At 69.1% G+C, this 24999-nt stretch carries 24 protein-coding genes and 1 tRNA gene; 19 read left to right on the forward strand and 6 right to left on the reverse strand.

Annotated features, from left to right (window positions below; genetic code table 11):
- Positions 1–4 precede the first annotated feature (4 nt).
- Together N803_RS04620 and N803_RS04625 are read left to right on the forward strand one after the other, a co-directional pair.
- Positions 5–568 (forward strand): adenine phosphoribosyltransferase, encoded by a 564-nt coding sequence (locus N803_RS04620; RefSeq protein ID WP_035903000.1) that lies wholly within the window; start codon positions 5–7, stop codon positions 566–568.
- 9 nt (positions 569–577) lie between these two features.
- Positions 578–2866, forward strand: a complete 2289-nt coding sequence (locus N803_RS04625) for a RelA/SpoT family protein (RefSeq protein WP_035903001.1) — start codon at positions 578–580, stop codon at positions 2864–2866.
- A 392-nt stretch (positions 2867–3258) separates the two neighbouring features.
- On the opposite strand, the gene N803_RS04630 is transcribed toward N803_RS04625, so the two are convergent.
- Positions 3259–4962, reverse strand: coding sequence for a DUF349 domain-containing protein (locus N803_RS04630; RefSeq protein ID WP_035903004.1), 1704 nt, complete (start codon positions 4960–4962; stop codon positions 3259–3261).
- The gene (locus N803_RS04635) at positions 4959–5753 is read right to left on the reverse strand and encodes a peptidylprolyl isomerase (RefSeq protein WP_035903005.1); all 795 of its coding nucleotides are present in this window, start codon (positions 5751–5753) and stop codon (positions 4959–4961) included. The genes N803_RS04630 and N803_RS04635 overlap by 4 nt, the downstream gene beginning before the upstream one ends.
- A 57-nt stretch (positions 5754–5810) precedes the next feature.
- Between N803_RS04635 and N803_RS04640 the strand changes: the two genes are divergently transcribed.
- The gene (locus N803_RS04640; RefSeq protein ID WP_035903344.1) at positions 5811–6512 is read left to right on the forward strand and encodes an MBL fold metallo-hydrolase; all 702 of its coding nucleotides are present in this window, start codon (positions 5811–5813) and stop codon (positions 6510–6512) included.
- Positions 6509–7861: a histidine--tRNA ligase gene (gene hisS, locus N803_RS04645; protein ID WP_084764023.1), complete on the forward strand. Its 1353-nt coding sequence runs from the start codon at positions 6509–6511 to the stop codon at positions 7859–7861. The genes N803_RS04640 and hisS overlap by 4 nt, the downstream gene beginning before the upstream one ends.
- On the opposite strand, the gene N803_RS04650 is transcribed toward hisS, so the two are convergent.
- Positions 7824–8435: a hypothetical protein gene (locus N803_RS04650; RefSeq protein WP_035903007.1), complete on the reverse strand. Its 612-nt coding sequence runs from the start codon at positions 8433–8435 to the stop codon at positions 7824–7826. The two genes, hisS and N803_RS04650, sit on opposite strands and share 38 nt — an antisense overlap.
- Before the next feature lie 58 nt (positions 8436–8493).
- Between N803_RS04650 and ald the strand changes: the two genes are divergently transcribed.
- From ald to der, 10 genes are read left to right on the forward strand one after another with little or no spacing between them, the layout of a single operon-like run.
- A complete protein-coding gene (gene ald, locus N803_RS04655; protein WP_035903008.1) occupies positions 8494–9609 on the forward strand; it encodes an alanine dehydrogenase in 1116 nt (371 codons plus the stop codon).
- A 17-nt stretch (positions 9610–9626) separates the two neighbouring features.
- Positions 9627–10526, forward strand: coding sequence for a site-specific tyrosine recombinase XerD (xerD, locus tag N803_RS04660; protein WP_084764025.1), 900 nt, complete (start codon positions 9627–9629; stop codon positions 10524–10526).
- A 57-nt stretch (positions 10527–10583) separates the two neighbouring features.
- Complete coding sequence (locus N803_RS04665; RefSeq protein WP_035903009.1) at positions 10584–11546, forward strand: AAA family ATPase; 963 nt, start codon at positions 10584–10586, stop codon at positions 11544–11546.
- Positions 11547–11550: 4 nt separating this feature from the next.
- Positions 11551–12447 (forward strand): segregation and condensation protein A, encoded by an 897-nt coding sequence (locus tag N803_RS04670; protein ID WP_342666675.1) that lies wholly within the window; start codon positions 11551–11553, stop codon positions 12445–12447.
- Positions 12440–13123: an SMC-Scp complex subunit ScpB gene (gene scpB / locus N803_RS04675; protein WP_052111777.1), complete on the forward strand. Its 684-nt coding sequence runs from the start codon at positions 12440–12442 to the stop codon at positions 13121–13123. Before N803_RS04670 ends, scpB begins: the two co-directional genes overlap by 8 nt.
- The gene (locus N803_RS04680; protein ID WP_035903011.1) at positions 13120–14061 is read left to right on the forward strand and encodes a pseudouridine synthase; all 942 of its coding nucleotides are present in this window, start codon (positions 13120–13122) and stop codon (positions 14059–14061) included. The genes scpB and N803_RS04680 overlap by 4 nt, the downstream gene beginning before the upstream one ends.
- Complete coding sequence (locus N803_RS04685; RefSeq protein WP_035903012.1) at positions 14058–15161, forward strand: prephenate dehydrogenase; 1104 nt, start codon at positions 14058–14060, stop codon at positions 15159–15161. Before N803_RS04680 ends, N803_RS04685 begins: the two co-directional genes overlap by 4 nt.
- Positions 15162–15188: 27 nt before the next feature.
- Positions 15189–15905, forward strand: a complete 717-nt coding sequence (gene cmk, locus N803_RS04690) for a (d)CMP kinase (protein WP_035903013.1) — start codon at positions 15189–15191, stop codon at positions 15903–15905.
- A complete protein-coding gene (locus N803_RS04695) occupies positions 15902–16585 on the forward strand; it encodes a lysophospholipid acyltransferase family protein (protein WP_035903014.1) in 684 nt (227 codons plus the stop codon). The genes cmk and N803_RS04695 overlap by 4 nt, the downstream gene beginning before the upstream one ends.
- A gap of 31 nt (positions 16586–16616) precedes the next feature.
- Positions 16617–18101 carry a ribosome biogenesis GTPase Der gene (gene der, locus N803_RS04700; RefSeq protein ID WP_156969656.1) on the forward strand — a complete coding sequence of 495 codons (1485 nt, stop codon included), beginning with the start codon at positions 16617–16619 and terminating at the stop codon, positions 18099–18101.
- 163 nt (positions 18102–18264) lie between these two features.
- Here the strand turns inward: der and N803_RS04705 are convergent.
- The 3 genes from N803_RS04705 to N803_RS04715 all read right to left on the reverse strand — a co-directional run bounded on the left by N803_RS04705 (position 18265) and on the right by N803_RS04715 (position 21172).
- A tRNA-Pro gene (locus tag N803_RS04705) sits at positions 18265–18341 on the reverse strand.
- Positions 18342–18422: 81 nt separating this feature from the next.
- Positions 18423–20033 (reverse strand): phospholipase D family protein, encoded by a 1611-nt coding sequence (locus tag N803_RS04710; RefSeq protein ID WP_052111779.1) that lies wholly within the window; start codon positions 20031–20033, stop codon positions 18423–18425.
- The gene (locus tag N803_RS04715) at positions 20030–21172 is read right to left on the reverse strand and encodes a MalY/PatB family protein (protein WP_035903017.1); all 1143 of its coding nucleotides are present in this window, start codon (positions 21170–21172) and stop codon (positions 20030–20032) included. The genes N803_RS04710 and N803_RS04715 overlap by 4 nt, the downstream gene beginning before the upstream one ends.
- Before the next feature lie 36 nt (positions 21173–21208).
- Between N803_RS04715 and clsA the strand changes: the two genes are divergently transcribed.
- Genes clsA through gcvH form a run of 5 tightly spaced genes read left to right on the forward strand, consistent with a single transcriptional unit; the run spans position 21209 to position 24986 of the window.
- Positions 21209–21811 carry a cardiolipin synthase ClsA gene (clsA, locus tag N803_RS04720; protein WP_035903018.1) on the forward strand — a complete coding sequence of 201 codons (603 nt, stop codon included), beginning with the start codon at positions 21209–21211 and terminating at the stop codon, positions 21809–21811.
- Positions 21808–22722 (forward strand): DUF881 domain-containing protein, encoded by a 915-nt coding sequence (locus tag N803_RS04725; RefSeq protein ID WP_035903020.1) that lies wholly within the window; start codon positions 21808–21810, stop codon positions 22720–22722. Before clsA ends, N803_RS04725 begins: the two co-directional genes overlap by 4 nt.
- Positions 22719–23051 carry a small basic family protein gene (locus tag N803_RS04730; protein WP_035903021.1) on the forward strand — a complete coding sequence of 111 codons (333 nt, stop codon included), beginning with the start codon at positions 22719–22721 and terminating at the stop codon, positions 23049–23051. Before N803_RS04725 ends, N803_RS04730 begins: the two co-directional genes overlap by 4 nt.
- Before the next feature lie 10 nt (positions 23052–23061).
- Positions 23062–24561, forward strand: a complete 1500-nt coding sequence (locus N803_RS18835; RefSeq protein ID WP_245617012.1) for a DUF881 domain-containing protein — start codon at positions 23062–23064, stop codon at positions 24559–24561.
- Positions 24562–24596: 35 nt separating this feature from the next.
- The gene (gcvH, locus tag N803_RS04740; RefSeq protein ID WP_035903022.1) at positions 24597–24986 is read left to right on the forward strand and encodes a glycine cleavage system protein GcvH; all 390 of its coding nucleotides are present in this window, start codon (positions 24597–24599) and stop codon (positions 24984–24986) included.
- Positions 24987–24999: the final 13 nt, after the last annotated feature.

The following is a 24999-nucleotide window of genomic DNA, read 5'->3' on the forward strand; positions in this document are numbered from 1 at the left end:
CACCGTGGCCGAACCGGACATCAGCGACCTCGTCGCGAACCGTCTGCGGGACGTCGCCGACTTCCCGAAGCAGGGCGTGGTGTTCAAGGACATCACGCCACTGCTGGGGGACGGCGACGTCTTCGGTGCGGTGATCCGGGAACTTGCGTCACGGCATACGGGATCGTCGTCGGCTCAGCCGATCGACGCGGTCGCCGGCGTGGAAGCGCGAGGATTCATCATCGGAGCCGCGCTGGCCCACGAGCTCGGCGTGGGCTTCGTGCCCGTCCGCAAGGTCGGCAAACTGCCCGGCGACACGGTGCAGCGGACCTACGACCTCGAGTACGGCACGGCGACGATCGAGATCCAGTCGGATGCGGTGAGTCCGGGCCAGCGGGTGCTGCTCGTCGACGACGTGCTCGCCACCGGTGGGACAGCGATCGCGGCGTGGGACCTGCTTGGCGGGGTGGGTGCCGAGGTCGTCGAGTTCGCCACCATCGTCGAGCTCGCGTTCCTCGGTGGGCGAAAAGCCATGGGGGAGCGGCCCGTTCGCGCCCTGCATGTCGTGGGTGACGGCGAGGACGCCTAGACTCCGTTCATGGCAGAGGAAACCACGCCGATTCCGGTGCGCAGCGGGGCAACCGCCTCGAGCCGCGCCCGCGCGCGTGCCCGCATCGCCCGCTTCGGCGGCGCGCGGCCCTCTGCCCATCCGGTCCTCGAGCCGCTCCTGACGACGGTGCGGCTCACGCACCCCAAGGCCGACCTCAGCATCATCGAGCGTGCCTACGACGTCGCCGAACGTGCGCACGAGGGGCAGATGCGCAAGAGCGGGGACGCCTACATCACTCACCCGCTGGCCGTCACGACGATCCTGGCCGAGCTGGGCATGACCCCGCCGACGCTGGCAGCGGCCCTGCTCCACGACACCGTCGAGGACACCGACTACAGCCTCACGCAGCTCGAGAAGGACTTCGGGTCCGAGATCGCCATGCTCGTGGACGGCGTCACCAAGCTCGACAAGGTGACCTACGGCCAGGCGGCCGCAGCCGAGACGGTGCGCAAGATGGTCGTGGCCATGGCCCGTGACATTCGCGTCCTGGTCATCAAGCTCGCCGACCGACTGCACAACGCGCGCACGTGGCGCTACGTGTCCAAGGAGTCGGCGCAGCGCAAGGCACGAGAGACCCTCGAGATCTATGCCCCGCTGGCGCACCGCCTCGGCATGAACACGATCAAATGGGAGCTGGAGGACCTGTCCTTCCAGACCCTCTATCCCAAGGTCTACGACGAGATCGTGCGGCTCGTCGCCGACCGCGCGCCGGCCCGCGAGGAGTACCTCGCGACGGTGCGCGCCAGCGTCGAGGGCGACCTGCGCGCCGCCAAACTCAAGGCGACGGTGACCGGCCGACCGAAGCACTACTACTCCGTCTACCAAAAGATGATCGTCGGCGGCCGCGACTTCGAGCAGATCTACGACCTCGTGGCCGTGCGGGTCCTCGTCGACACGGTGCGCGACTGCTATGCGGCGCTGGGTGCGATGCACGCGCGGTGGACGCCGGTGCCGGGCCGCTTCAAGGACTACATCGCGACCCCGAAGTTCAACATGTACCAGTCGCTGCACACGACGGTCATCGGACCCGAGGGCAAACCGGTCGAGATCCAGATCCGGACCCACACGATGCACCGCCGCGCCGAGTACGGCGTGGCCGCCCACTGGAAATACAAGGAGAAGTCCGGCAGCGCCGAGGCGGCTCCGGGGCAGACCGGTGCCAACGACATGGCCTGGCTGCGACAGCTCCTCGACTGGCAGAAGGAGACCGCCGACCCGGGGGAGTTCCTCGAGTCCCTGCGCTTCGAGATCAACGCCAGCGAGGTCTACGTCTTCACGCCGAAGGGTCAGCTCGTCGGGCTGCCGGCGAACTCGACGCCCGTCGACTTCGCCTACGCCGTCCACACCGAGGTCGGACACCACACGATCGGCGCCAAGGTCAACGGTCGCCTCGTGCCCCTCGAGTCCCGCCTGGACAACGGGGACACGGTCGAGGTCCTGACGTCCAAGGCTGATGGCGCGGGGCCCTCACGGGACTGGCTCTCCTTCGTCAAGTCCGCTCGGGCCCGCAACAAGATCCGCCACTGGTTCACCCTCGAGCGCCGCGAGGAGATGATCGACAACGGCAAGGAGTCGCTGGCCAAGGCCATGCGCAAGCGCAACCTCCCGGTCGCGCGTTTGTCGTCGGTCGAGTCACTCACGGGTGTCGCCGAGGAGCTCAAGGTCAACGGCATCGAGGGCCTGTATGCCGCGATCGGCGAGGGCCACGTCAGCGCCCAGCACGTCGTCGCGCGACTCGTGGCTGCCCAGGGCGGTGAGGAGGCCAGCGACGACATCGCCGAGGTCACCATGCCGCGGCCGATCTCGAACCGCCGCCGACGTGCCGGTGACCCCGGTGTGGTGGTCAAGGGCACCTCCGACGTGTGGGTCAAGCTCGCCCGCTGCTGCACCCCGGTCCCTGGGGACGACATCCTCGGCTTCGTGACGCGCGGCCAAGGGGTCTCGGTTCACCGTCGTGACTGCACGAACGCGGAGGCGCTGCTCCGTCAGGACGACAAGATCATCGAGGTCGAGTGGGCGCCGACCGCCAACAGCGTCTTCCTCGTCCAGCTGCAGGTCGAGGCCCTGGACCGCTCGGCCCTGCTGTCGGACGTGACCCGCGTCCTCTCCGAGAGCGGCGTCAACATCCTCAGTGCGTCGGTGCACACCTCGAGAGACCGTGTGGCCGGGCTGAAGTTCACCTTCGAGATGGGCGACCCCAGCCACCTCGACCACGTCATCAAGGCCGTGCGCAACGTCGGCGGCGTGTTCGACGCCTACCGCATCACGCAGAACTGACGCTCGCAGCGCTGCTCGGTCGGCGTCGCCGACCCTTGCGCCGGGGGCGCCGACCCTTGCGCCGTGAGGCGCGCGCTCAGTCGTCCGGTGCTCCGCGCGCGACTTCGTGGGATCGCTCAGCTTTCGCGGCCGGCGCGCTCCGTCACCGGCCGAACGCACGCACCTCACGGCGCTGAGTGTCGGCTCAGGTCGGCCACATCGTCACCGGCCGAACGCACGCACCTCACGGCGCACAAGGTCGGCTCGGGAGCCGGGTGCTGGCTCGGAAGCCGCATCGATCAGGCTCGCGAGCGCAGGTCCGGCTCGGGAGCCGGTTCTGATGTGACGACGCCCGACGCACCGCACGAGGGGCGGCGACCCGGCCCACCGATGGCGGGCCGGGTCGGCTCAGGTCAGGCGCCGAACTCGTTGCCGGCGGCCTCGGCCTGCTTGAGCCAGGCCTGTTGGGACTCGAGCTTCGCGGTGAGGTCCTTGACCTTCTTGTCGTTGCCCGCGGCAGTGGCCTTGGCCAGGTCGGCCTCGAGCGACTCGATGGAGCCACGGAGCTGCGTGACGAGGGAGTTGGCGCGAGCGGCGACCTCCGGGTTGGAGGACTTCCACTTCGCCTCCTCCTGCTCTCGCACGGCCGTCTCGATCCGGCGGATGGCCTTCTCGGTGCGGTCGATGTCGGCACGCGGGACCTTGCCGGCGGCGTCCCACTTGTCCTGGATCGTGCGCAATTGGGCCTTGGCCTGGTCGAGGTCGGTGACCGGCAGGATCTGCTCGGCCTCCTTGAGGAGCTCCTCCTTGACCGCGAGGTTCGCCCTGAACTCCTCCTCCTCGGCCGCGGAGACCTCGTCCTTGGCGTTGAAGAAGTTGTCCTGGGCGGTCTTGAAACGCTCCCACAGGGCATCGTCCTCGGCGCGCGAGGCGCGACCGGCCTGACGCCACTGGTCCATGAGGTTCTTGAAGGCGCGAGCCGTCGGACCCCAGTCCTTGCTCGTGGAGAGGGCTTCGGCCTCCTTGACCAGTGCCTCCTTCGCGGACTTCGCCGACGCGCGGGTCGAGTCGAGCTGGGCGAAGTAGGTGCGGCGGCCCTTGTCGAAGTGGTTGCGGGCGTGGCTGAACCGCTGCCAGAGGGCATTCTCCGTGGGCTTGTCGAGCTTGGTGCCCGAGCGCTGGTGCTGCTTCCACGTGTCGAGAAGCGCGCGCATCCGCTCGCCGCTCTGCTTCCACTGGGTCTGGTCCGGGTGCTGACCGGCGATGGACTCGGCCTCGGCCACGATGGCCTCGCGCTCGACGGTCGCGGCGGCCCGCGCCTCGGCACGGGCGGCCTGCTCGGTCTCGCGCTTCGTCGCGAGTCCGGACTCGATCGACGCGACCGTTGCGTCCAGCGCGGCGAGGTCGCCGACGACGTGCGCCTCGGCGATGTGGTCCTTGAGCGTGCTCAGCCCGTCAGCGACCTCCTTGGCCGGGACGTCGGGGTTCGCCAGGCGCTGGACCAGCAGGTCGGCGGAGGACGCGATCTCGTCGTACTTGCGGGCGAAGTACTGGAGGGCCTCGTCCGGGGTGGCCCCGGGGTACGAACCGACCTCGCGCTCCTCGTCACCCACCTTGACGAAGACGTGGCCCTCATCGTCGACGCGACCGAACTTCGCCGACTCGGAGTGCTCGTGGACGACTGGAGCGACCGGCGGCGCGGGACGAGCGGCCATCTTCGAGGCCAGCGCGGCAGGAGAGGGGACCGCCGGCATCGGCTTGGGAGCAGCAGCAGGTGCCGGGACAGCAGGTGCCTCGGGCGCGCTCTCGTCGACCACCGGGGCTTCCTCGGGGGCGCTCTCCTCGACGACGGGTGCGTCCTCGACGCCGGGTGCGTCCTCGGTGACCGACGCGTCGACGGCGACTTCCTCCACGGCAGGAGCTTCCTCCGCGACAGCGGCCTCCTCGGCGACCGGGGCTTGCTCGGTGACCTCTTCGGCCGATGCCTGGGGGGCTTCCTCGGCGCCCGGGGTCTGCGGCGTGACCTCTTCGTTCACCTCCGCGGCGGGCGTCTCCTGCGGGGTGGCGGCCTCCACGGGCTCGTCCGCCGGGGTGGTGCTGGTCGTCTCGTCGCTCACGGCTGTGCCTTCTTCTCAGTCACCGCAACCCGAAGGATGCTGATGGGCGCGTTGGGGGCGCCGATGGTCTCCGACTCGCCGCCGGGCTGGACACCCTGTGCAGCGACCTTGTCGACGATATCCAAACCCTTGGTCACCGTGCCGAAGATCGTGTAGCCATTCGGGTCCGGGAGGGAGGTCTCGCCGTTGATGATGAAGAACTGACCGCCGTTGCCGGCCTTCGGATCGCTGGTGCGCGCCATCGCGACCGCCCCGCGGGGGTACTTGCCGTCCGTCGGGGCGTTCTCGACGCCGAACCCATAGCCGGGGCTGTCATCGCCAGCTCCCGAGGGCGAGCCGCACTGGAGCAGCTTGAAGCCGTCAGCGACTCCGAGCCGGTGGCACGGAGAGTTGAGCCAGTAGTCGGCGCGTGCCAGCTGCACGAACGACGCGACTGCCTGGGGTGCCTTGGCGCCGTCGAGGTCCATGACGATGTCCCCGCAGTTCGTCGTCAGCGTCGCCGTCCACGTCGCGCCCTTGGCCGTCGCCTTGTCGGGCAGCTCGAGCTTGGCCGACGTCCCGAGCGGCTGGGGCGGCTGCTCGCACCCGGCGGCGGTCAGCTGCGGCTTGGCCGGCTCCTCGGGCTTGAGGGCAACGGCCAAGCCGCCGACGAGCGCAGCCACGACGATGGCGGTGCCGGCGATGGCCGCGATGCGCTTGGTGCGGGCGCGGTTCTCCGCCCGTGCGGCCTGTGTCGCCTGCTGCTTTTCCCAGCGACGACGGGCCCGGTCGCGTTCCTGCTTCTTGGTCACGCGGCTGAGTCTAGGGAGCGTGTATGCCGTGTGCTCACCCGACTAGGGTTGGTCACCGTGTTGACCATCGCCTTTCCCGCCGCAGCGTTCGGCACCAACTGCTACGTCCTCGCCCAGGGGGAGGGGGAGGAGTGCGTCGTCGTCGACCCCGGCATCGGGATCGAGGAGACGCTGCGGGAGGTGCTCACCCAGCACCGGCTCAAGCCGTCGGCCGTGCTGCTCACTCACGGGCACATCGACCACGTCTATTCGGTGACGCCGGTCTGCGGAGGCGACACCGCGGCATACATTCATTCGGATGACCGCTATCGGCTCACCGACCCGCTCGGGTCCGCCAGCCCGGGGATCGTCGGGATGCTTGAGCAGCAGTTCGGGAGCAAGGCGACGTGGCGCGAACCCGAGACGGTCGTTGAGATCACGGACCGCCAGGCGCTCACGGTCGCGGGACTGGACCTCGAGGTTCTTCACGCGCCGGGCCACACCGAAGGTTCCGCGATGTTCGGAATCGGGCTGCTCCCCGAGGGCGTGCGTGCGCCCGAGGAACTCGACCGGACGATGATCACGGGCGACGTCCTCTTCGCCGGATCGATCGGCCGCACCGACCTGCCCGGTGGCAGCCACGACGCGATGCAGCGCTCGTTGCGGGACGTCGTCCTCCCGCGCCCCGACTCCACCCTCGTGCTCCCCGGGCACGGCCCCGCGACCACGATGCGGCACGAACGGACCACCAACCCCTACCTGCAAGGATTGACCGCGTGAAGGTCACCAAACTCAGCGGCTTCCCCGAGTACCTCCCGGCCGAGCGGATCGTCGAGCAGCACTTCCTCGATGTCATCCGCCGCACCTTCGAGCTGCACGGGTTCACCTCGCTGGAGACCCGCGCGGTCGAGCCGGTCGATCGGTTGCTCGGAAAGGGCGGCGACGCCGACAAGGAGATCTACGGCGTCACCCGTCTCGCGGACCGTGGCGCCGAGACGTCGTCACGTGAGCCGGACCTCGGTCTGCACTTCGACCTCACCGTGCCGTTCGCCCGCTTCGTCCTGGAGAACGCGGGCAAGCTGACCTTCCCGTACCGCCGCTACCAGATCCAGAAGGTCTGGCGCGGTGAGCGGCCGCAGGAGGGGCGCTACCGCGAGTTCACCCAGGCCGACATCGACGTCGTAGACGTCGGCGAGCTCGCGCCGCACTTCGAGGCGGAGATGCCCCTGGTCATCGCCGAGATCTTCGCGCAGCTGCCGATCGGTCGGATGACGATCCAGGTCAACAACCGCAAGATCCCCGAGGGCTTCTATCAGGGCATCGGCATCGCACCCGAGGACGTCGCGGGCACTCTGCGGATCATCGACAAGCTCGACAAGATCGGACCCGACAAAGTCCGGGCCCTGCTCGTCGAGGCGGGCCGGAGCACCGAGCAGGCCGACCAGTGCCTCGCCCTGGCCGCCATTCGCACCGAGGACCTGTCCTTCGTCGAGCGGGTGCGCGGGTTGGGCGTCGAGCACCCGCTGCTGGACGAAGGGCTCGAGGCCCTCGCCGCCGTGATCACGGCAGGACTCGACAACGCACCCGGGGCGATGGTGGCCGACCTCAAGATCGCGCGAGGCCTCGACTACTACACGGGCACCGTCTACGAGACGCAGCTCGAGGGCTACGAGTCATGGGGTTCGTTCTGTTCCGGCGGGCGCTACGACGCGCTCGCCAGCGACGGCAGGACGACCTATCCCGGTGTCGGCATCTCGATCGGCGTCTCCCGACTGCTCGGCCTCCTTCTCGGCAAGGGGCTGGTCACGGCGTCCCGCGCCACCCCGGCCGCCGTGCTCGTCGCCGTCGTCGAGGAGGACTCGCGAGCGGCGTCGACGTCCGTGGCCCGCGCGCTGCGTTCGCGGGGGATTCCCTGTGAGGTTGCGCCGTCCGCCGCGAAGTTCGGCAAGCAGATCCGCTACGCCGACCGGCGCGGCATACCTTTCGTCTGGTTCCCCGGCGAAGGCGACGTCTCGCACCAGGTCAAGGACATCCGGTCCGGTGAGCAGGTCGATGTCGACGTCGACACCTGGGCTCCGCCGACAGAGGACCTCAAGCCGTCCGTGGTGGCTTCAAACCCGAATCCCTGAGTTCGAGCACGGCCAGGGCACGGATCGTCTCGAGGTCTCCCCGACGCCACGCCCCGCTCGGGTCGGCGGACACCGCGGCCAGGGCCGCCATCGGCTGATTCGCCATGGCTCGCAGGGCGAAGAGGTCGAGGTCCTGGTCAGCGTCGATGAACCGTTGCGCTGCTGTGGCACGACGCACGAAGCGGCCCCGGGCCCACAGCCACCACGCCCCGATGATGAGGATTGGAACGAGCGCCGTCGTCCAACCGATGAGAAGCGCGAACTTCTCGACGGCGTGGACGAGGTTGGTGCCCGCGGACTCGATGTCGGTGCCGGCCTCGGCAGCCGAGCGGAAGGGGCCTGCGACCCTGTCGTCGAGCACGGGGAGGTTGTCGACGCCGTCTCCGGCCGCGTTGAGCTTGTCGCGGAAGCCGACCCCGGCGCCCTGGAGCTGGCGGCCGGGCTCGGCCAACTCCATCGTCACCTCGTGGACGCGGCGCCCGACCCACGCCCACAGGGCGATCCAGGCGACGAAGCCGAGGTCGGCGAGGATCTGGACGAGTCGTCGTCCGGGCAGGTCTGCATAGAGCTTCACGAGTCCTAGAATCGCACTGCGGCACACCCACCGCAGATCACGACGAAGGAGTCACCCGGTGCGCATCGGCATTCCCAGCGAGGTCAAGAACAACGAGTTCCGGGTGGGCATCACTCCGGTGGGCGTCCACGAGCTGGTGCAGAACGGACACGACGTGCTCATCCAGAAGGGCGCCGGTCTCGGTTCGTCCATCACCGACGACGAGTTCACCTCGCAGGGTGCGCGCATTCTCGACTCCGCCGACGACGTGTGGGGCGAGGTCGAGATGGTCATGAAGGTCAAGGAGCCCATCGCGGAGGAGTACCACCGGCTCCGCGATGACCTCACGCTCTTCACCTACCTCCACCTGGCTGCCGACGAGGCACTCACCAAGGAGCTCGTGGCCCGGCGGACCACGTCGATCGCCTACGAAACCGTCCAGCTCCCGTCCGGCCTGCTGCCGCTGCTCTACCCGATGTCCGAAGTGGCGGGCTGTCTCGCTCCGCAGGTCGGTGCCTACGCGCTGACCCGGCCGCAGGGCGGTCGAGGCGTCCTCATGGGTGGCGTGGGCGGCGTGGCAAATGCCAAGGTCGTCATCATCGGTGCCGGCGTGTCCGGCCAGAACGCCGCGAACATCGCGCTCGGCATGGGTGCCGACGTCACGCTCCTCGACACCGACCTGGACAAGCTCCGGATGAGCTTCTGGCGCTACAACAACCGCGTCCACGGGCTCGCCTCGTCGGCGCTGGCGATCCGGCAGCAGGTGATGGAGGCCGACATGGTCATCGGCGCCGTGCTCATCCCCGGGGCCAAGGCCCCCACGCTCGTCTCCAACGAACTCGTCTCGCAGATGAAGCCGGGCTCGGTGCTCGTCGACATCGCCGTCGACCAAGGAGGGTGCTTCGAGGACACGCACGCCACGACGCACGCCGATCCCACCTACGAAGTGCACAACTCTGTCTTCTACTGCGTCGCCAACATGCCCGGAGCGGTCCCCAACACCTCCACGTGGGCCCTGACCAACGCCACGCTTCCGTATGCCGTCCGCCTCGCGAACCGCGGTTGGCTCGAGGCCTCGCGCGCAGACCAGTCACTGGCCCTAGGACTCAACACCCACGCCGGCGACATCGTCTGTGCACCCGTTGCCGAGGCGCACGGACTCGAGTCCCGCGATCTCGCAGAGGTGCTCGCCTGAGCGCGGTCGAGCGCTCGGTGCGGTCGTGGCTGACCCACCTCGACGTCGAGCGCGGGTTGTCGGCCAACACGCTCAAGGCGTACCGGCGAGACCTCGGCCGTTGGACGGCATACCTCACCGCCGTTGGGATCGACGATCCCGGCAAGGTGACCGAGAAGGACGTCAGCGGATTCCTCGCGCACCTGCGTGAGGGGGACGACGCGCACCCGGCCCTGGCCGCAAACTCGGCGGCCCGCACCCTGGTCGCCGTCCGGGGCCTGCACAAGTTCCTCGCCCTCGAGGGAGACCTCGAGGTCGATCCTGCCGCGGCCGTCAGCCCGCCACCTCCGCCGTCGCGACTGCCCAAGGCCATCAGCGTGGGGGAGGTGGAGCGGCTCCTCGACGCGGCCGCCGTAGGGGACACGCCGGCCAGCCTGCGCGACAAGGCCCTCCTTGAGCTCCTCTACGGCACCGGCGCACGCATCTCGGAGGCCGTCGGCCTCGACATCGACGACGTCGATACCGAGGCGGGCGTCGTGCGGCTCGAGGGCAAGGGTGGAAAGCAGCGACTCGTGCCCCTCGGGTCGTTCGCCCGCGAGTCCCTGACGGCCTATCTCGTCAGGGGGCGCGCGACGTTTGCGGCCAAGGGCCGAGGAACTCCGGCGATCTTCCTCAACCAACGCGGGTCCCGACTGTCGCGGCAGAGTGCGTGGTCGATCCTGCGGGCTGCGGCTGAGCGCGCGCACCTCGACGGACACCTCTCGCCGCACACGCTGCGCCACTCGTTCGCCACCCACCTGTTGGAGGGTGGGGCGGACGTGCGCGTCGTCCAGGAGCTCCTCGGGCACGCGTCGGTGACGACGACGCAGGTCTACACGCTCGTCACGGTGCAGCAATTGCGCGAGGTCTATGCCCAAAGTCATCCGCGTGCGCGCTGATAGTGTCGTGGCGATCAGCGGGACGCTGACCGCCTGCACGCCAGTTCCGGGAGAGAGATGGATTCGTCGAACATCGAGGCCGTGGTGACCACTGTGTCTGATTTCAACGCAGCGGATGAGCCCACCGAATCCACGAGCCGACACGGACACCTGCCCGGAACCGAGGATGCTGGCGAGGGCCAGCTCGGTCCGACCGGTCGTCCCATGCCGTCCTTCCCCGAGCCGGCCCCTTTGACCGGCCACGGCCCGGCGCGCGTCATCGCCATGTGCAACCAGAAGGGCGGCGTCGGCAAGACGACGACGACGATCAACCTCGGGGCCGCTCTGGCGGAGTACGGCCGCAAGGTGCTGCTCGTCGACTTCGACCCTCAGGGCGCGCTGTCCGTGGGTCTGGGCATCCCGACCCACCAGCTCGACGTCACCGTCTACAACCTGCTCACCGAGCGTGGCCACGACGTGCGCGACGTCGTGCAACACACCAAGGTCGAGGGTCTCGACGTCCTCCCGGCCAACATCGACCTGTCCGCGGCCGAGGTGCAGCTCGTCGGGGAGGTGGCTCGAGAGCAGATCCTCAGCCGCGTCCTGCGCCCGATCCTCGACGACTACGACGTCATCCTCATCGACTGCCAGCCGTCGTTGGGCCTGCTCACCGTCAATGCCCTCACTGCGGCGCACGGTGTGCTCATCCCGCTCGAGTGCGAGTTCTTCGCCATGCGTGGTGTGGCCCTGCTCGTCGAGACGATCGAGAAGATCATCGACCGGCTCAACCCGCGCCTCGAGATCGACGGCATCCTCGCGACGATGTACGACGGGCGCACCCTCCACTCGCGCGAGGTCGTCGCGAGCGTCGTCGAGCACTTCGGCGACCGGGTCTTCCACACGGTCATCAGCCGCACGGTGAAGTTCCCCGACGCGTCTCTGGCAGCGGAGCCGATCACCACCTACGAATCGACCCACAAGGGGGCCGGCGCCTACCGCCAGCTGGCCAGGGAGCTCATCGCTCGTGGCGGGGCAGCGTGACACGGTGACCGAGGCGCCCGGGGGTGTCATCACCCGCCGGGCAGCGTCGACGGCCTTCGAGGTCCACCTCGAGAACTTCTCCGGCCCGTTCGACCTGCTCCTCGGTCTCATCTCGAAACACAAGCTCGACATCACCGAGGTCGCGCTGGCCAAGGTCACCGACGAGTTCATCGCGCACATCAAGGCCGGTCAGGAGGGGGCCGACGGCTGGGACCTCTCCCAGGCCTCGGAGTTCCTCCTCGTGGCCGCGACCCTGCTCGACATCAAGGCGGCGCGACTGTTGCCGCAGGCAGGGCCCGAGGACGAGGAGGACCTCGCCCTCATCGAGGCGCGCGACCTGCTCTTCGCCCGGCTCCTGCAGTACCGCGCGTTCAAGGACATCGCCCGGACCTTCGACGAGCGGATGACCTCCGCCGGTCGGATGACGGCGCGGCAGGCCGGGATCGAGCCGCAGTTCGCCATGCTGCTGCCCGAACTCGTCATGACGATCACCCCGGAGCAGCTGGCGATGATCGCCGCCGCCGCGCTGACCCCCAAGGTGCCGGACACCGTCGGGCTCGGTCACCTGCACGCACCCGCCGTGAGCGTGCGCGAACAGGCGACGATCATCGGAGAGCGGCTGCGCCGCGACCGCGTGGCGTCGTTCCGCAACCTCGTGCGTGATGCGGACAGCACCCTCGTCATCGTGGCCCGGTTCCTCGCGCTGCTCGAGCTCTTCCGCGAAGCCTCGATCACCTTCGAACAGGCCGAGGCACTGGGGGAGCTCACGGTCCGGTGGACCGGGTCAATGGACGGGGACATCGAGGTGACGGACGAGTTCGACGAGGGCGACGAGGATGGAGCCGCCGGTGACACGAGCGCCGAGCCAACCACCGATCAGCGAGAGGCTGACCATGAGTGAGACAGAGGTGACTGCGGTCGCCGACGACGCGAACACCGAGGATGACCTGCTCGAGGACGGGCCTGCCGACGAGGGCCTCGTCGAGGAGCCGCAGGACCAGCTCGCCTTCGACGTCAACGACTTCCCCGGTGGTCTGACCAGCGCCATCGAGGCGGTGCTCATGGTCGTCGAAGAGCCCGTGACCACACTCGAGCTCGCCTCGGCCCTCGAGATCCCCGTGCCTGACGTCGAGGAGGCCCTCGTCACCCTCGAGGCCGGCTATGCCGAACAACTGCGGGGCTTCACGCTGCGCGAGGTGGGTGGCGGCTGGCGCATCTACAGCCGCGCCGACTACGCACCGGTCGTCAGCAAGTTCATCCTCGCCGGACAGCAGGCCAAGCTCACCCAGGCCTCCCTGGAGACGCTGGCGGTCATCGCCTACCGACAGCCGGTCTCGCGGGCCCGGGTGTCGGCCGTCCGTGGCGTCAACGTCGACGGTGTCATCCGCACCCTCCTCACGCGTGGTCTCATCGAGGAGGTCGGCACCGACGAGGAGTCGACAGCGACGTTCTACGGCACGACCACCTACTTCCTCGAGCGACTGGGACTCCAGACCCTCGATGACCTGCCCGCCCTTGCTCCCTACCTTCCGGAGGTCGACGTGCTCGACGAGATCGCAGAGAGCGGTCGGGCATGACCCCGCCGCAGAACCGTCGCGGTGGTCCCGCGAAGAAGCCCAGCGGTCGCGGCAGCACCCCTGGAGGTCGAGCCGGAGGCCGCTCCGGCGGCGCCGCCGCTGGATCCGCCCGCGGTGCGGCCAATGCCCGGCCGCGTGGCATGGGCACGACCAAGAAGAGCCAGCCGACCGCACTCCCGAACGAACCGAAGCGGGCCCGGATCGACGTTCACGACCCGGACGGCATTCGCCTCCAGAAGTTGCTGGCCTCGGCCGGAGTCGGCTCGCGCCGCGTCTGCGAACAGATGATCACCGAGGGCCGCGTCGAGGTCGACGGCCAGGTCGTCACCGAACTCGGTGTGCGCATCAACGCCGACCAGGTCGTCCACGTCGACGGGGTGCGGGTCACTCTCGACGAGTCCCGGGTCTACCTCGCCTTCAACAAGCCGCTCAACGTCGTCACCTCGATGAACGACGAGCTCGGCCGCATCGACATCGGTGACTACTTCGGGGACCGCAAGGAGCGGCTCTTCCACGTCGGCCGTCTCGACGCCGACACCGAGGGTTTGCTGCTGCTCACCAACGACGGCGACCTGGCCCATCGGCTGCAGCACCCGAAGTACGGCGTTCTCAAGACCTACCTCGCCCAGATCCGCGGACCGGTTCCGCGTGACCTGGGGAAGCGACTGCGCGAGGGCATCGAACTCGAGGACGGCCCGGTGCAGGTGGACTCGTTCCGCGTGGTCGACAGCCAGCCGGGCAAGGCCATCGTCGAGGTGATCCTGCACGAGGGGCGCAAGCACATCGTGCGCCGGATGCTCGCCGAGGCGGGCCACCCGGTCTTGTCGCTGGTGCGCACCCAGGTCGGACCGATCCGCCTCGGTGACACCAAACCCGGCAAGTTCCGTCGTCTCACCAAGGGTGAGGTCGGCGACCTCTACACCGCGGCGGGAATGTGACGCACGAGGTCGCTCCGCCTCGTGTGCACCTGCTCGGCACCGGGCTCATCGGGACCAGTCTGGGGTTGGCGCTGACGCGTGCCGGGCACGAGGTGACACTCGAGGACATCTCGAGCACCAACGCCGCGCTGGCCCGAGACCTCGGTGCCGGAACCGCAGCTACGGCGGGGACCGCCACGGACCCCGACCTCGTCGTCGTGGCGACCCCGCCGGACGTCACCGCCGCCTGCGTCGCCGTGGCCCTGGAGCGGTGGCCCCGTGCCATGGTCACCGACGTGGCCTCGGTCAAGGGTGCCGTCATCGACGGATTGCGTTCTCGCGGAGCCGATCTGACACGCTTCTGCGGCTCCCACCCCATGGCCGGGCGGGAGCGCAGCGGAGCCGTCGCGGGACGCCATGACCTCTTCCACGGGCGCGCCTGGGTGCTGACTCCCACGGCGGAGACGAGTGATCGGGCCCGCAGTCTCGTGACCGAGGTCGCCCGGACCGTGGGTGCGCAGGTCCTCACCCTCGAGCCCACTGACCACGACGCGGCCGTGGCTTCGGTGTCCCACGTCCCGCAACTCATGGCGAGCCTGGTCGCGGCTCGTCTCGAGGACCTCGCCGAGTCATCCGTGGCCCTGGCCGGTCAGGGATTGCGTGACGTGACCAGGATCGCGGCGAGCGACCCGCACCTGTGGACGCAGATCCTCTCCGGCAACGCGGGCGCGGTCCGCGATGTCCTCGCAGCCCTGGCCGCCGACCTCGACGCGGTGCGCACTGCCCTCGACGCGTTGGAGTCCGACGACGACGCGCCGGGAGCCCGCGGAACTCTGGCCCGCACCATTGCCGCCGGCAACGCCGGCCACGCACGGATTCCGGGCAAGCACGGAGCGGCGCCCACGGCATACACGACGGTTCGCGTGCTCATCCCCGACGAGCCGGGACAGCTCGGCAGGCTCTTCGCCGATGTGGGGCAGACGGGCACCAACATCGAGGAATTCCACCTCGACCACGGGCTCGGGCAGGCGTTCGGACTGGCCGAGATCGACGTCGTCCCCGCGGCGGCAGCGGCCCTCGCCGAAGGGCTCGAGCAGCGAGGCTGGCGGCTGCACGGGTGACGACGGGGCCGCACTAGGCTGACCGCCATGTCGCCCGAAGCCAGTGCCCTCATCATCGCCATCGACGGTCCCTCCGGGTCGGGCAAGTCCAGCGTCTCCAAGGCCGTCGCCGCGCAGCTCGGGGTGGGCTACCTCGACACCGGTGCCATGTATCGCGCGCTCACGTGGTGGTGCCTCGATCAGGGCATCGACCTGACCGACGAGGCCGCCGTCGTCGAGGCGGCGCGCTCCCTCCCTCTCGAGCAGTCGACCGATCCGACCGACCAGCGGGTGAGCGTCGGAGGCACGGACGTCACCGACGAGATCCGCACGACGGCGATCAGCTCCGAGGTCTCCAAGGTCGCGACGAACACCGGCGTCCGGCCCATCCTCCAGCAGGCGCAGCGTGACCGGATGTCGGCCATCGCTGCCGAGACCGGGGGAGTCGTGGCTGAGGGACGTGACATCACGACCGTCGTAGCACCCGACGCGCCCGTGCGGATCCTGCTCACCGCGAGTGAGGAGGCGCGCCTGCGTCGTCGGTCGGCCGAGGTCCACGGAACCGCCGACGAGGAGGCGATCGCCGCCACTCGCGACCAGGTGCTGCGCCGAGACCGCGACGACTCCGCCGTTTCCCAGTTCACGGTTGCGGCCGATGGCGTGGTCACGGTCGACACCTCAGACCTCGACTTCGACGAGAGTGTCGAGGCGGTGCTCGCCGTCGTCGCCTCACTCACCGGGGACGCCGAACCCGACCCTCGATGACCGGGTCGCCTCCCGCGGCGTGGCGTGCCGCGTTGGGTCGCCACATCGGTCGGACGCTTGTCACGTCCCTGTATGCCGCCCGCTCCCACGGCGTCGAGAACGTTCCCCTGTCCGGGCCGGTCATCTTCGCGGCGAACCACACGGGGTACCTCGACGGCGCCGTCGTCTTCGGACTCGCACCGCGCCCGGCGCACTTCCTCGTCCTCGCGTCCACCTTCGAGCTCGGCGTCGGACCGCTCCTGCACCTCACCGGTCAGATCCCGCTGCAGCAGGACCGAGGTGACCGCACGGCGCTGTCCTCGGCACTGGGGGTCCTCCAGCGCGGCGGTGCCGTCGGCATCTTCCCCGAGGGCGGCCGGGGTCGTGGGGACCTCGAGAAGGCCGGCAAGGGGGTCGCCTGGCTCGCCCTCCAGGGGCATGCGCCGGTCGTGCCCGTCGCCTGCCTCGGCACCCGGGCCACGGGAGAGCTCGCCTCGTCGTGGCCGCGCCTGCGGAGCAGGCTCGTGGTCGACTTCGGTGAGCCGATCTCGGTGACGCGGGCGAACGGCATACCGGGTCGGGTTCGTCTGGAACGGGCAGCGGAGGAGATTCGCGTCGCACTCGCCGACCACGTCGCACGGGCGAGTGCGCATCACGGCATCGAGCTGCCCACCGACGTGCCGCCCGACCTCTGGGACTGAGCACGGCCTCTTCTGGGGGAGAATGGTGCCCATGAACACCCCCGAGACCGACGAGACCGTGACCGACACCGGGTCGCTGGACGAGTCCGTCACGCATGCCCTGCGTGCTGGCCTGGACGACTTCGAGCTGAGCGAGGAGGACCTCGCGCTCGTCGACCGGGGTGACGGTGAGGTCCCGGAGGAGGAGTTCGAGGGTGGTGTTCCCGTCGTCGCCGTCGTCGGGCGCCCGAACGTCGGCAAGTCGACCCTCGTCAACCGCATCATCGGTCGCCGCGAGGCCGTCGTCGAGGACGTCCCCGGCGTGACCCGCGACCGCGTCGCCTATGACGCGGAGTGGACCGGCACCAGATTCACCCTCGTCGACACCGGCGGGTGGGCGATCGACGCCAAGGGCATCCACCTGCGCGTGGCCGAGCAGGCAGAGATCGCGGTCGAGCTCGCCGACGCCGTGCTCTTCGTCGTGGACGCCGTCGTGGGTGCCACCGACGACGACGAGGCCGTCGTCAAGTTGCTGCGCCGTTCGGGCAAGCCGGTCGTGCTCGTCGCCAACAAGGTCGACGACCAGCGCACCGAGGCCGACGCCGCCGCGCTGTGGAACCTCGGCCTCGGCCAGCCCTGGCCGGTCTCCGCACTGCACGGGCGGGGGAGTGGTGACGTCCTCGACGCGGTCCTCGAGGTGCTGCCCGAGAGGTCCGCGGTGAGCGCCTACCAGCGCGGTGGGCCCCGTCGGGTTGCCCTGCTCGGACGTCCGAACGTCGGCAAGTCCTCGATGCTCAACAAGCTCGCCGGTGAGGACCGCGTCGTCGTCGACGACCTCGCGGGCACGACGCGCGACCCGGTCGACGAGTTCATCGAGCTCGGCGGCAAGACGTGGCGCTTCGTCGACACGGCCGGCATCCGTCGCCGCGTGCACCAGACGCGTGGAGCCGACTTCTACGCCTCGCTGCGCACGCAGACCGCACTCGAGAAGGCCGAGGTGGCCGTCGTCCTCATCGACGCCGCCGAGTCCATCACCGAGCAGGACATCCGCGTCATCCAGCAGGTCGTCGACTCCGGTCGCGCCCTCGTCGTCGCCTACAACAAGTGGGACCTCACCGATGAGGAGCGTCGTCGCTACCTCGAGCGCGAGATCGAGCGTGAGCTCGTCCAGATCCCGTGGGCACCCCGCGTCAACGTCTCGGCGTCGACGGGTCGGCACATGGAGCGGCTCGTCCCCGCACTCGAGAAGGCGCTGGATTCGTGGGACACGCGCATCCCCACCGGGCGGCTCAACGCCTTCCTCGGTGAGGTCGTCGCCGGGCACCCGCACCCGGTCCGTGGTGGCAAGCAGCCCCGCATCCTTTTCGCGACCCAGGCGTCGACCCGTCCGCCGCGGTTCGTGCTGTTCGCGTCGGGCTTCATCGAGGCCGGATACCGCCGCTTCGTCGAACGTCGTCTCCGGGAGGAGTTCGGCTTCGAGGGCACGCCCATCGAGGTGTCGGTGCGGGTGCGCGAGAAGCGGTCCCGCCGCAGCTGAGCCTCGCCTCGAACTCATGTCATGGGGCCAGACGCGCGATCTGTCGCGCGTCTGGCCCCATGAACGTTCCCCGGCGCCGAGCAATCAGCGGGTCGGGCGTGTACGACGACGAGAGGCCGTCTCCTGATCTCTCAGGAAACGGCCTCTGACCTGCAATTTTCGCTGGTCGGGCTGACAGGATTTGAACCTGCGACCCCTTGACCCCCAGTCAAGTGCGCTACCAAGCTGCGCCACAGCCCGTGGCTTGCTCTCGCGTTGCCGCTCGAGCGAACGAAACCATATCCCATGCGTGGCACGGCGACCGAATCGGTCCGGCGACGCTCAGAACTCGTGTCGCCGTCGGAGCTCTCGTGGCCGCCCATCGGGGTCGCCGACGAGCCGTTGAGGAACCTCGAAGGCGCGTCGCTGCCACGAGCTCATCGCCGGCGGATCCAGCGGGCGGAGGCGACCGGCGGGCCGTGGACCCACGCGACCCGCGTCGTGCCATGCCTGCAGAGCGGCAGCCGCCGTCGCGTAGGCGACGAAGGCGCCCCGGGGCGTGACGCAGTCGGCCATCGCCTCCTCGTGCTCGGAGCCGGCCAATGGGCGGTCGAGGTGCTCGGCGGCCAGCCGCAGACGCAGGGCCCGGGCATAGGGGGAGTGGTCCGTCCCGGCTTCGTCGACGACCAGGGCGGCGAGCTCGGAGTCGTGCGTCCACGAGCGCCGGTTGACGTTGTCCGAGCCGATCGTGGCGTACCAGTCGTCGATGACGAAGACCTTCGCATGGACGTAGACGGGCCAACCCGTGTGGTTCTCGATGCCGTAGGCCGCGAACCGATCCCCGCCGGCCGCCCGCAGTTGCTCGAGCGCCTGGGTTCGGCCCTCGAGCTGCATCAGCGCACCGGCACCGTCAATGTCGGGGCGGTGGGGCAGGACGGCGATGACCCGGAGTTCGGGGCGGGCCGTCAGGGCCGCAGCGAGGTCCTCGGTAATCGAGGAGGACCAGAGGTACTGGTCCTCGATGTAGATGAGTTCCTCGGCCCGACCGATCGCGGCCATGTGTGCCCGGGCAATGGAACGCTCTCCACTCCGGGCGAACGGGTAGGCGCGCGGCCGGTGGAGGTGCGGATAGGTCCGCAGGATCTGGACGACATGGGTGCCACCGACGACAGGGGGTGGGGGAGGAGCCTGCGGGGGCAGCGGCGAGGCTTCGCGGCGCACCCGGCTGAGGCGGTCGCGAAGTCGTGAGTGGAGGGCCGGCGCGAGAGGGCTCGGATCCTCCCACCGCTCGCGGAAGACCGTCTCGACGTCGAACACGGCTGGCCCGGTGACGGCGCAGTGGACGTCGTGCCACCCCGGCCGTGGCCCGTATGCGTCGGCGAGACGCTCGCCCTGCGGATCCCCGTGGTGGTCGGACGTGTCCCGGCGGTTGTGAGCAACGTCGATGCCGCCGACGAAGGCGATGTCGCGCGATGGATCGTCCCGATGCCGGACGACAACGAACTTCTGGTGGTGAGCCCCGCCGCGCCGCACGCGCATGTCGAGCAGGACCTCGGCGTGTTCGTCATCCTCGTCAGCGAGTTCCTCGGCAACCTCGCGGTTCTTCTCCGCGGCGAAGTCGAGCTGTTCCGTGTGCGAGCGCCACACGAGTCCGTGCACCTTGACCTTGCGATTCTCGGCCCGGTCCAGCACGGCCAGGATCGCGCTCTGCGGGTCATCGGTGAGCAGCTGGTCGGCGTCGATCTGCCAACCCGCGAGGAAGACCGTGTCGCCCTCCGTCGTGGCTTCGAGGACCCGGTGCAACGCGGCGAAATACTCGGCACCGTCGACCAGTGGTGTCACGACGTTCCCGGCCGACCATGCGTCCTCGCCCGGGTGGTGGGCGTCGATGGTCGTGTCGGGGTTGTCTCGCTCGGACTCGCTCAACAGCCAGCGGGTGACCTCGGGCTTCACGAAAGCGCACGAGCCATGCGGGCCACCGCTTCGGTGAGGATCTCGGGTGACGTCGCGAGGTTCAGTCGCACGAACCCCACTCCGGTGGCCCCGTACGACGGTCCGGACGAGAGTGCCACTCGGCCCCGATCCCGGAACTGGACCGACGGGTCGTCTCCCAGGTCGAGCTCGCGACAGTCCAGCCACGCGAGATACGTGCTGGCCGGTGGGACATAGCCGATCCGGGGGAGTTGTTCGGACAGCAGCTCGCCCAGGAGGGCGGCGTTGTCCGCAATCTCGGAGGTCAGCTGCCGCAGCCAGTCTTCACCGGAGGTCCACGCCGCCACTGACGCGATCTGAGCCAGGTGGCTCGACGCGTGCGTGTGCACCTCGTGCAGCGCAAGTTCGGGCAGCGCTTCGCCGCCGAGCACGACGACCGCCGACTTGAGGGCGGCCAGGTTCCACGCCTTCGACGCGGAGTGGAGAGCGACGCCCCGCTCGCCACCGGGCACCGTGAGGTACGGCGTGAACCGCCCCTGATGGACGATCGGTGCGTGGATCTCGTCGGAGATCACGACGACGCCGTGACGGTTCGCGATCTCGGCCAACGTTGCGAGGTCGGCGGCCGTGTGCACCGTGCCTGTGGGGTTCTGGGGGTTGCACAGCAGGTATGCCGCTCGCTCGCCTCCCGCAGTCGCCTCACCGAACGTCCGGTCCAGTGACTCGGGGTCGAGGCGTCCCTCGGCGTTCAACGGTGCGTCGAGGGTCTTGCGACCGAGCATGTCGAGGGCGTCGAAGAAGGCGTTGTAGACGGGTGAGGACACGATGACGGGGTCCCCGGGCGATGTGACGGAGCGCAGCAGCTCACTCACGCCGCAGATGACGTCTGCGACGGGTGTGACTCGGGACGGGTCGATCGTCCACGACCAGGTGCGACCGGCATACGCGGCTGCGGTCTCGACGAATTCGCGACCCAGGCCGTAGCCCGTGTCACCGCGTCGCAGTGCCGCGGTGACCGCATCGATCACGGGCTCGCAGGGCTCGGCGTCCATCTCGGCGACCCACAGCGGAAGCACGTCGGCGGGGTAGACGCCCCACTTCACTCCCGTCCGGCGCGAGCGCCACGAATCTGCCGTTCCGGCAAGGATGCGGGAAGTCATGAACCGACTGTAGTCACGACCACATAGGCTGATCCCATGACTGCCGGTGAGAGTGTCCGGGGGACCGACAGCGCCCCCGTCGATCGCGTCCTCACCGTGCCCAACGCACTCTCGGCGCTGCGACTCCTCGGCGTGCCAGCCTTCATCTGGGCGATCGCCACGCGCCACGACGCGATCGCGCTCGTCATCCTCATGGCGTCCGGGATCACGGACTACCTCGATGGCAAGATCGCGCGGCACTACGGCCTCGTCTCGCGGGTCGGCCAGTTGCTCGACCCGATCGCCGACCGCCTCTACATCGTCACGACACTCGTCGGATTGGCGTGGCGCGACATCATCCCGTGGTGGCTCGTCGCGATCCTCTTTGCCCGTGAAGCCTTCATGGCCGTCGTCGTGCTCATCGCCAAGCGTCACGGGTGGACCGGGCTGCCGGTTCACTTCATCGGGAAGGCCGCGACCTTCAACCTCCTGTATGCCTTCCCGGCACTGCTCATGGCCGAGGGGGACGGCTGGCTCGCCTCGCTCGCCCGTCCGATCGGTTGGGGCTTTGCGTGGTGGGGCACCGTGCTCTATTGGGTTGCCGGGATCCTGTATGCCGTCCAGTTGCGTCAGCTCATCGCTCGCCGGGGTGCCCGATGAGTTCGCCGACGAAGGTGACCCCGCCGCGTCGCGTCGATGCCTCGATGACGCTCATCACCTCGATGCTCGAGCGTCCCCTCGACCCCGGCTACGCCGCCGCCGCTGAGCGGCGCGAGGCCGCGGGTCTGCCGCGGGAGACGACGCTGCGGTCGCCGAAGCTCATCGCCTTCGCGATCCTCATCGGTCTCCTGGTCGGCATTGCAGCAATGCAGTTGCGTGGGGGCGAGACGACCAAGGAACGCACCAAGGCCAGCCTCATCCAGCGCATCGAGGCGCAACAGAAGAGCGTCGACAGTCAGGCCGCACAGGCGAGTGCCCTCCGGTCCGAGATCGCGGCCCTCGATGCCGAGACCTTGCAGAAGGTGAGCGACTCGCTCTCCAAGGATGTGCAGCGACTGGCTCTGGTGACCGGTGCCGTGCCCGTTCGTGGCCCGGGCTTCGTCGTGACCATCGACGACGCGCCCACCTCGGCGGAGGAGGGGACGAACTCGGATCCGCGCGACAACACGGGCTCGTTGGACAGCAAGGTCCAGGCCCGCGACCTCCAGATCCTCGTCAACAGTCTCTGGGAGGCCGGGGCCGAGGCGGTGTCGGTCAATGGGCAGCGACTCACGACCACGTCCTCGATCCGGTTCGCCGGCGAGGCGTTGCTCGTCGACTACCGCCCCCTCAAGCGGCCATATGTGGTGACCTCCATCGGAGACCCCGGGAAGCTGCCGTCCGCTTTTGCCCGAGGCAACGGCGGCACGTACCTCGCGACGCTGAAGTCCTCGTTCGGCATCAGGGTCGACACCGTGGTCAGCAAAGAGGTCACAATTCCGGCATCCGCCACGCTGGGCACCAGAGCGGCCACGCCCGCAGATAGGGTCGGGGGCGCAGCCACGCCCACACCTGAAGGAGACTCGTCGTGATCCCCGCTCTGGGACTCGTCATCGGCATCGTCGCCGGAGTTCTGCTCCAGCCCGAGGTCCCCCTGTGGCTGCAGCCCTACTTGCCCATCGCCGTCATCGCGGCGCTCGATGCGGTCTTCGGTGCGGTGCGCGCCGTCCTGGACGGGATATTCAACGACAAGGTCTTCGTGATCTCGTTCCTCTCCAATGTCGTCGTCGCTGCCTTCATCGTCTTCCTCGGTGATCAGCTCGGTGTCGGCAGCCAGCTCTCCACGGGGGTCGTCGTCGTCCTCGGCGTCCGGATCTTCTCCAACGTGGCCTCGATCCGACGACACCTCTTCAACGCGTGAGCTGCCCCGGATGAGTCGCAGGAAGCAGAAGCGCAAGGGCGCCGCGAGGCGGCCGAACCCGCCACGTCAGGTCGCTCCATCGCAGCCGTCCCCGGTCGAAGAGAGCGCGTCCGAGGAGATCGCGTCCAAGGAGGCTGCGGTCGACGAGCAGCCCGTTGAGGACGCTGCTGAGGAGGTCACGGCCGACGAGCCGTCGGGCGACGGGGCGCAGATCGACGACGCTGCGGTGGAGGAGCCTTCCGTCGAGGACGTCGAGGACGTCGCGGCGGAGGAGCAGCCCGCTGAGGACGAGGCCGCGGTCGAGACGCCTGTCGAGGACTCGCCGTCCGAGGACACCGTCGTCGAAGAGCAGGCTGTGGACGACGCGGCTGCTGAGGAGATCCCCGACGAGGACGTGCCGTCCGATGGCGCCGTGCTGGAGGACTCTCCCGTGGAGGACGCTGCTGAGGAGGACCGAGCCGCGGTCGAGGCACCGGATGTGGACGTCCCGTCGGAGGACGCTGCGGTCGACGAGCAGCCCGCCGAGGACGCTGCTGAGGAGGTCGCGGCCGACGAGACGTCCGACGAGGACGCACCCGCCGACGGGCCTGAGCTCGAAGACGCGGCTGCGGACGACGCCCCGAATTCCGAGGCAGTCGCTGAAGAGGCCGGGGCCGAAGCCACCGAGCAGCCCATCGAGGATGCTGTGGTCGAGGAGCCTCTGGATGAGGGCCCTCTGGACGAGGACAAGCAGACCGGGGAGGCATCCGCTCCGGCTGCCGCGGTCCCGAGTTCCGAACCGTCACGCACTGCCTGGTCCCGGTTGGGTCGGGCAGGTCGGCCCCGCCCGACCAAGGCGAACGTCCTGGCGACCCTGCTGGCGCTGGGCCTGGGCTTCGCCATCGCTGCACAGGTTCACCAGACCTCCATCGAGGGTCTCGAGGATCTGCGTGAGGACGAACTCATCCGCATCCTCGACACGGTCGACCAGGACGGCAACCGCCTGGCCGAGGAGATCCAGACCCTGCAGTTCTCACGTGACCGGCTTCAGAGCGACACGACGAGCCTCACCGAGGCCCAGCAAGCGGCGCAGCAGCGGCTCGACTCGCTCGGCATCATGGCCGGCACGGTCCCTGCCAAGGGTCCGGGCATCGTGCTGACCATTCGCGATCCCGAACACGGCGTGACGGCACCGATCCTGCTCGACACTCTCCAGGAGCTGCGTGATGCCGGCGCCGAGGCGGTCGAGATCAACGACATCCGTGTCGTGGCCAACACCTACTTCACCGATGGTGAAGGTGGCATCGCGATCTCGGGCAAGGACGTGTCGCCGCCCTACGTCATCAGTGTCATCGGCGATGGTTCCACCCTCGCGTCCGCGATGGAGATCCCCGGTGGGGTCGCCAACACGGTGCGAAGCGTCGGCGGACAGGCCGGCATCGAGATCAAGAGCGAGGTCACGGTGTCCGCATTGCAGAGCGTTTCCGAGCCTCAGTACGCTCGGCCCGTACCCAGTCCCACGAAGTCCTGAAACCCACATCCCGAACGGATCTGAAGGAGCCCCAGATGAGCGACCTCGAGTACCCGAGCGACCTGCGCTACACGGCCGAGCACGAGTGGGTGCGCTCGGCCGACGACGGTGTCGTCCGCATCGGGATCACGTCCTTCGCGCAGGACGCGCTGGGTGACGTTGTCTACGTTTCCCTTCCGGCTGTCGGTGACACGGTCGCCGTCGGGGACGCCTGCGGTGAGGTCGAGTCGACGAAGTCGGTCAGCGACCTGTACGCCCCGCTGGCAGGCGAGGTCACGGCAGTCAACGCCGCACTCGACGCCTCGCCCGAGCTCGTCAACTCCGACCCCTACGGTGAGGGTTGGATGTACGAGCTGCGCCCGGCCGACTCCGGTGCGGTCGACGGACTGCTCGACGTCGAGGCGTACCAGCAGCAACTCGGCTGATTCTCGGCCCTTC

It is taken from the genome of Knoellia subterranea KCTC 19937, from assembly GCF_000768685.1.
Classification (GTDB): Bacteria; Actinomycetota; Actinomycetes; order Actinomycetales; family Dermatophilaceae; genus Knoellia; species Knoellia subterranea.

Excerpts from the sequence above, each read along its gene's own strand:
- N803_RS04625 (WP_035903001.1), top strand. The coding sequence starts at position 578 with ATGGCAGAGGAAACCACGCCGATTCCGGTGCGCAGCGGGGCAACCGCC.
- N803_RS04665 (WP_035903009.1), top strand. The coding sequence starts at position 10,584 with ATGGATTCGTCGAACATCGAGGCCGTGGTGACCACTGTGTCTGATTTC.
- scpB (WP_052111777.1), top strand. The coding sequence starts at position 12,440 with ATGAGTGAGACAGAGGTGACTGCGGTCGCCGACGACGCGAACACCGAG.
- N803_RS04680 (WP_035903011.1), top strand. The coding sequence starts at position 13,120 with ATGACCCCGCCGCAGAACCGTCGCGGTGGTCCCGCGAAGAAGCCCAGC.
- cmk (WP_035903013.1), top strand. The coding sequence starts at position 15,189 with ATGTCGCCCGAAGCCAGTGCCCTCATCATCGCCATCGACGGTCCCTCC.
- N803_RS04695 (WP_035903014.1), top strand. The coding sequence starts at position 15,902 with ATGACCGGGTCGCCTCCCGCGGCGTGGCGTGCCGCGTTGGGTCGCCAC.
- der (WP_156969656.1), top strand. The coding sequence starts at position 16,617 with ATGAACACCCCCGAGACCGACGAGACCGTGACCGACACCGGGTCGCTG.
- N803_RS04715 (WP_035903017.1), bottom strand. The coding sequence starts at position 21,172 with ATGACTTCCCGCATCCTTGCCGGAACGGCAGATTCGTGGCGCTCGCGC.
- clsA (WP_035903018.1), top strand. The coding sequence starts at position 21,209 with ATGACTGCCGGTGAGAGTGTCCGGGGGACCGACAGCGCCCCCGTCGAT.
- N803_RS04725 (WP_035903020.1), top strand. The coding sequence starts at position 21,808 with ATGAGTTCGCCGACGAAGGTGACCCCGCCGCGTCGCGTCGATGCCTCG.
- N803_RS18835 (WP_245617012.1), top strand. The coding sequence starts at position 23,062 with ATGAGTCGCAGGAAGCAGAAGCGCAAGGGCGCCGCGAGGCGGCCGAAC.
- gcvH (WP_035903022.1), top strand. The coding sequence starts at position 24,597 with ATGAGCGACCTCGAGTACCCGAGCGACCTGCGCTACACGGCCGAGCAC.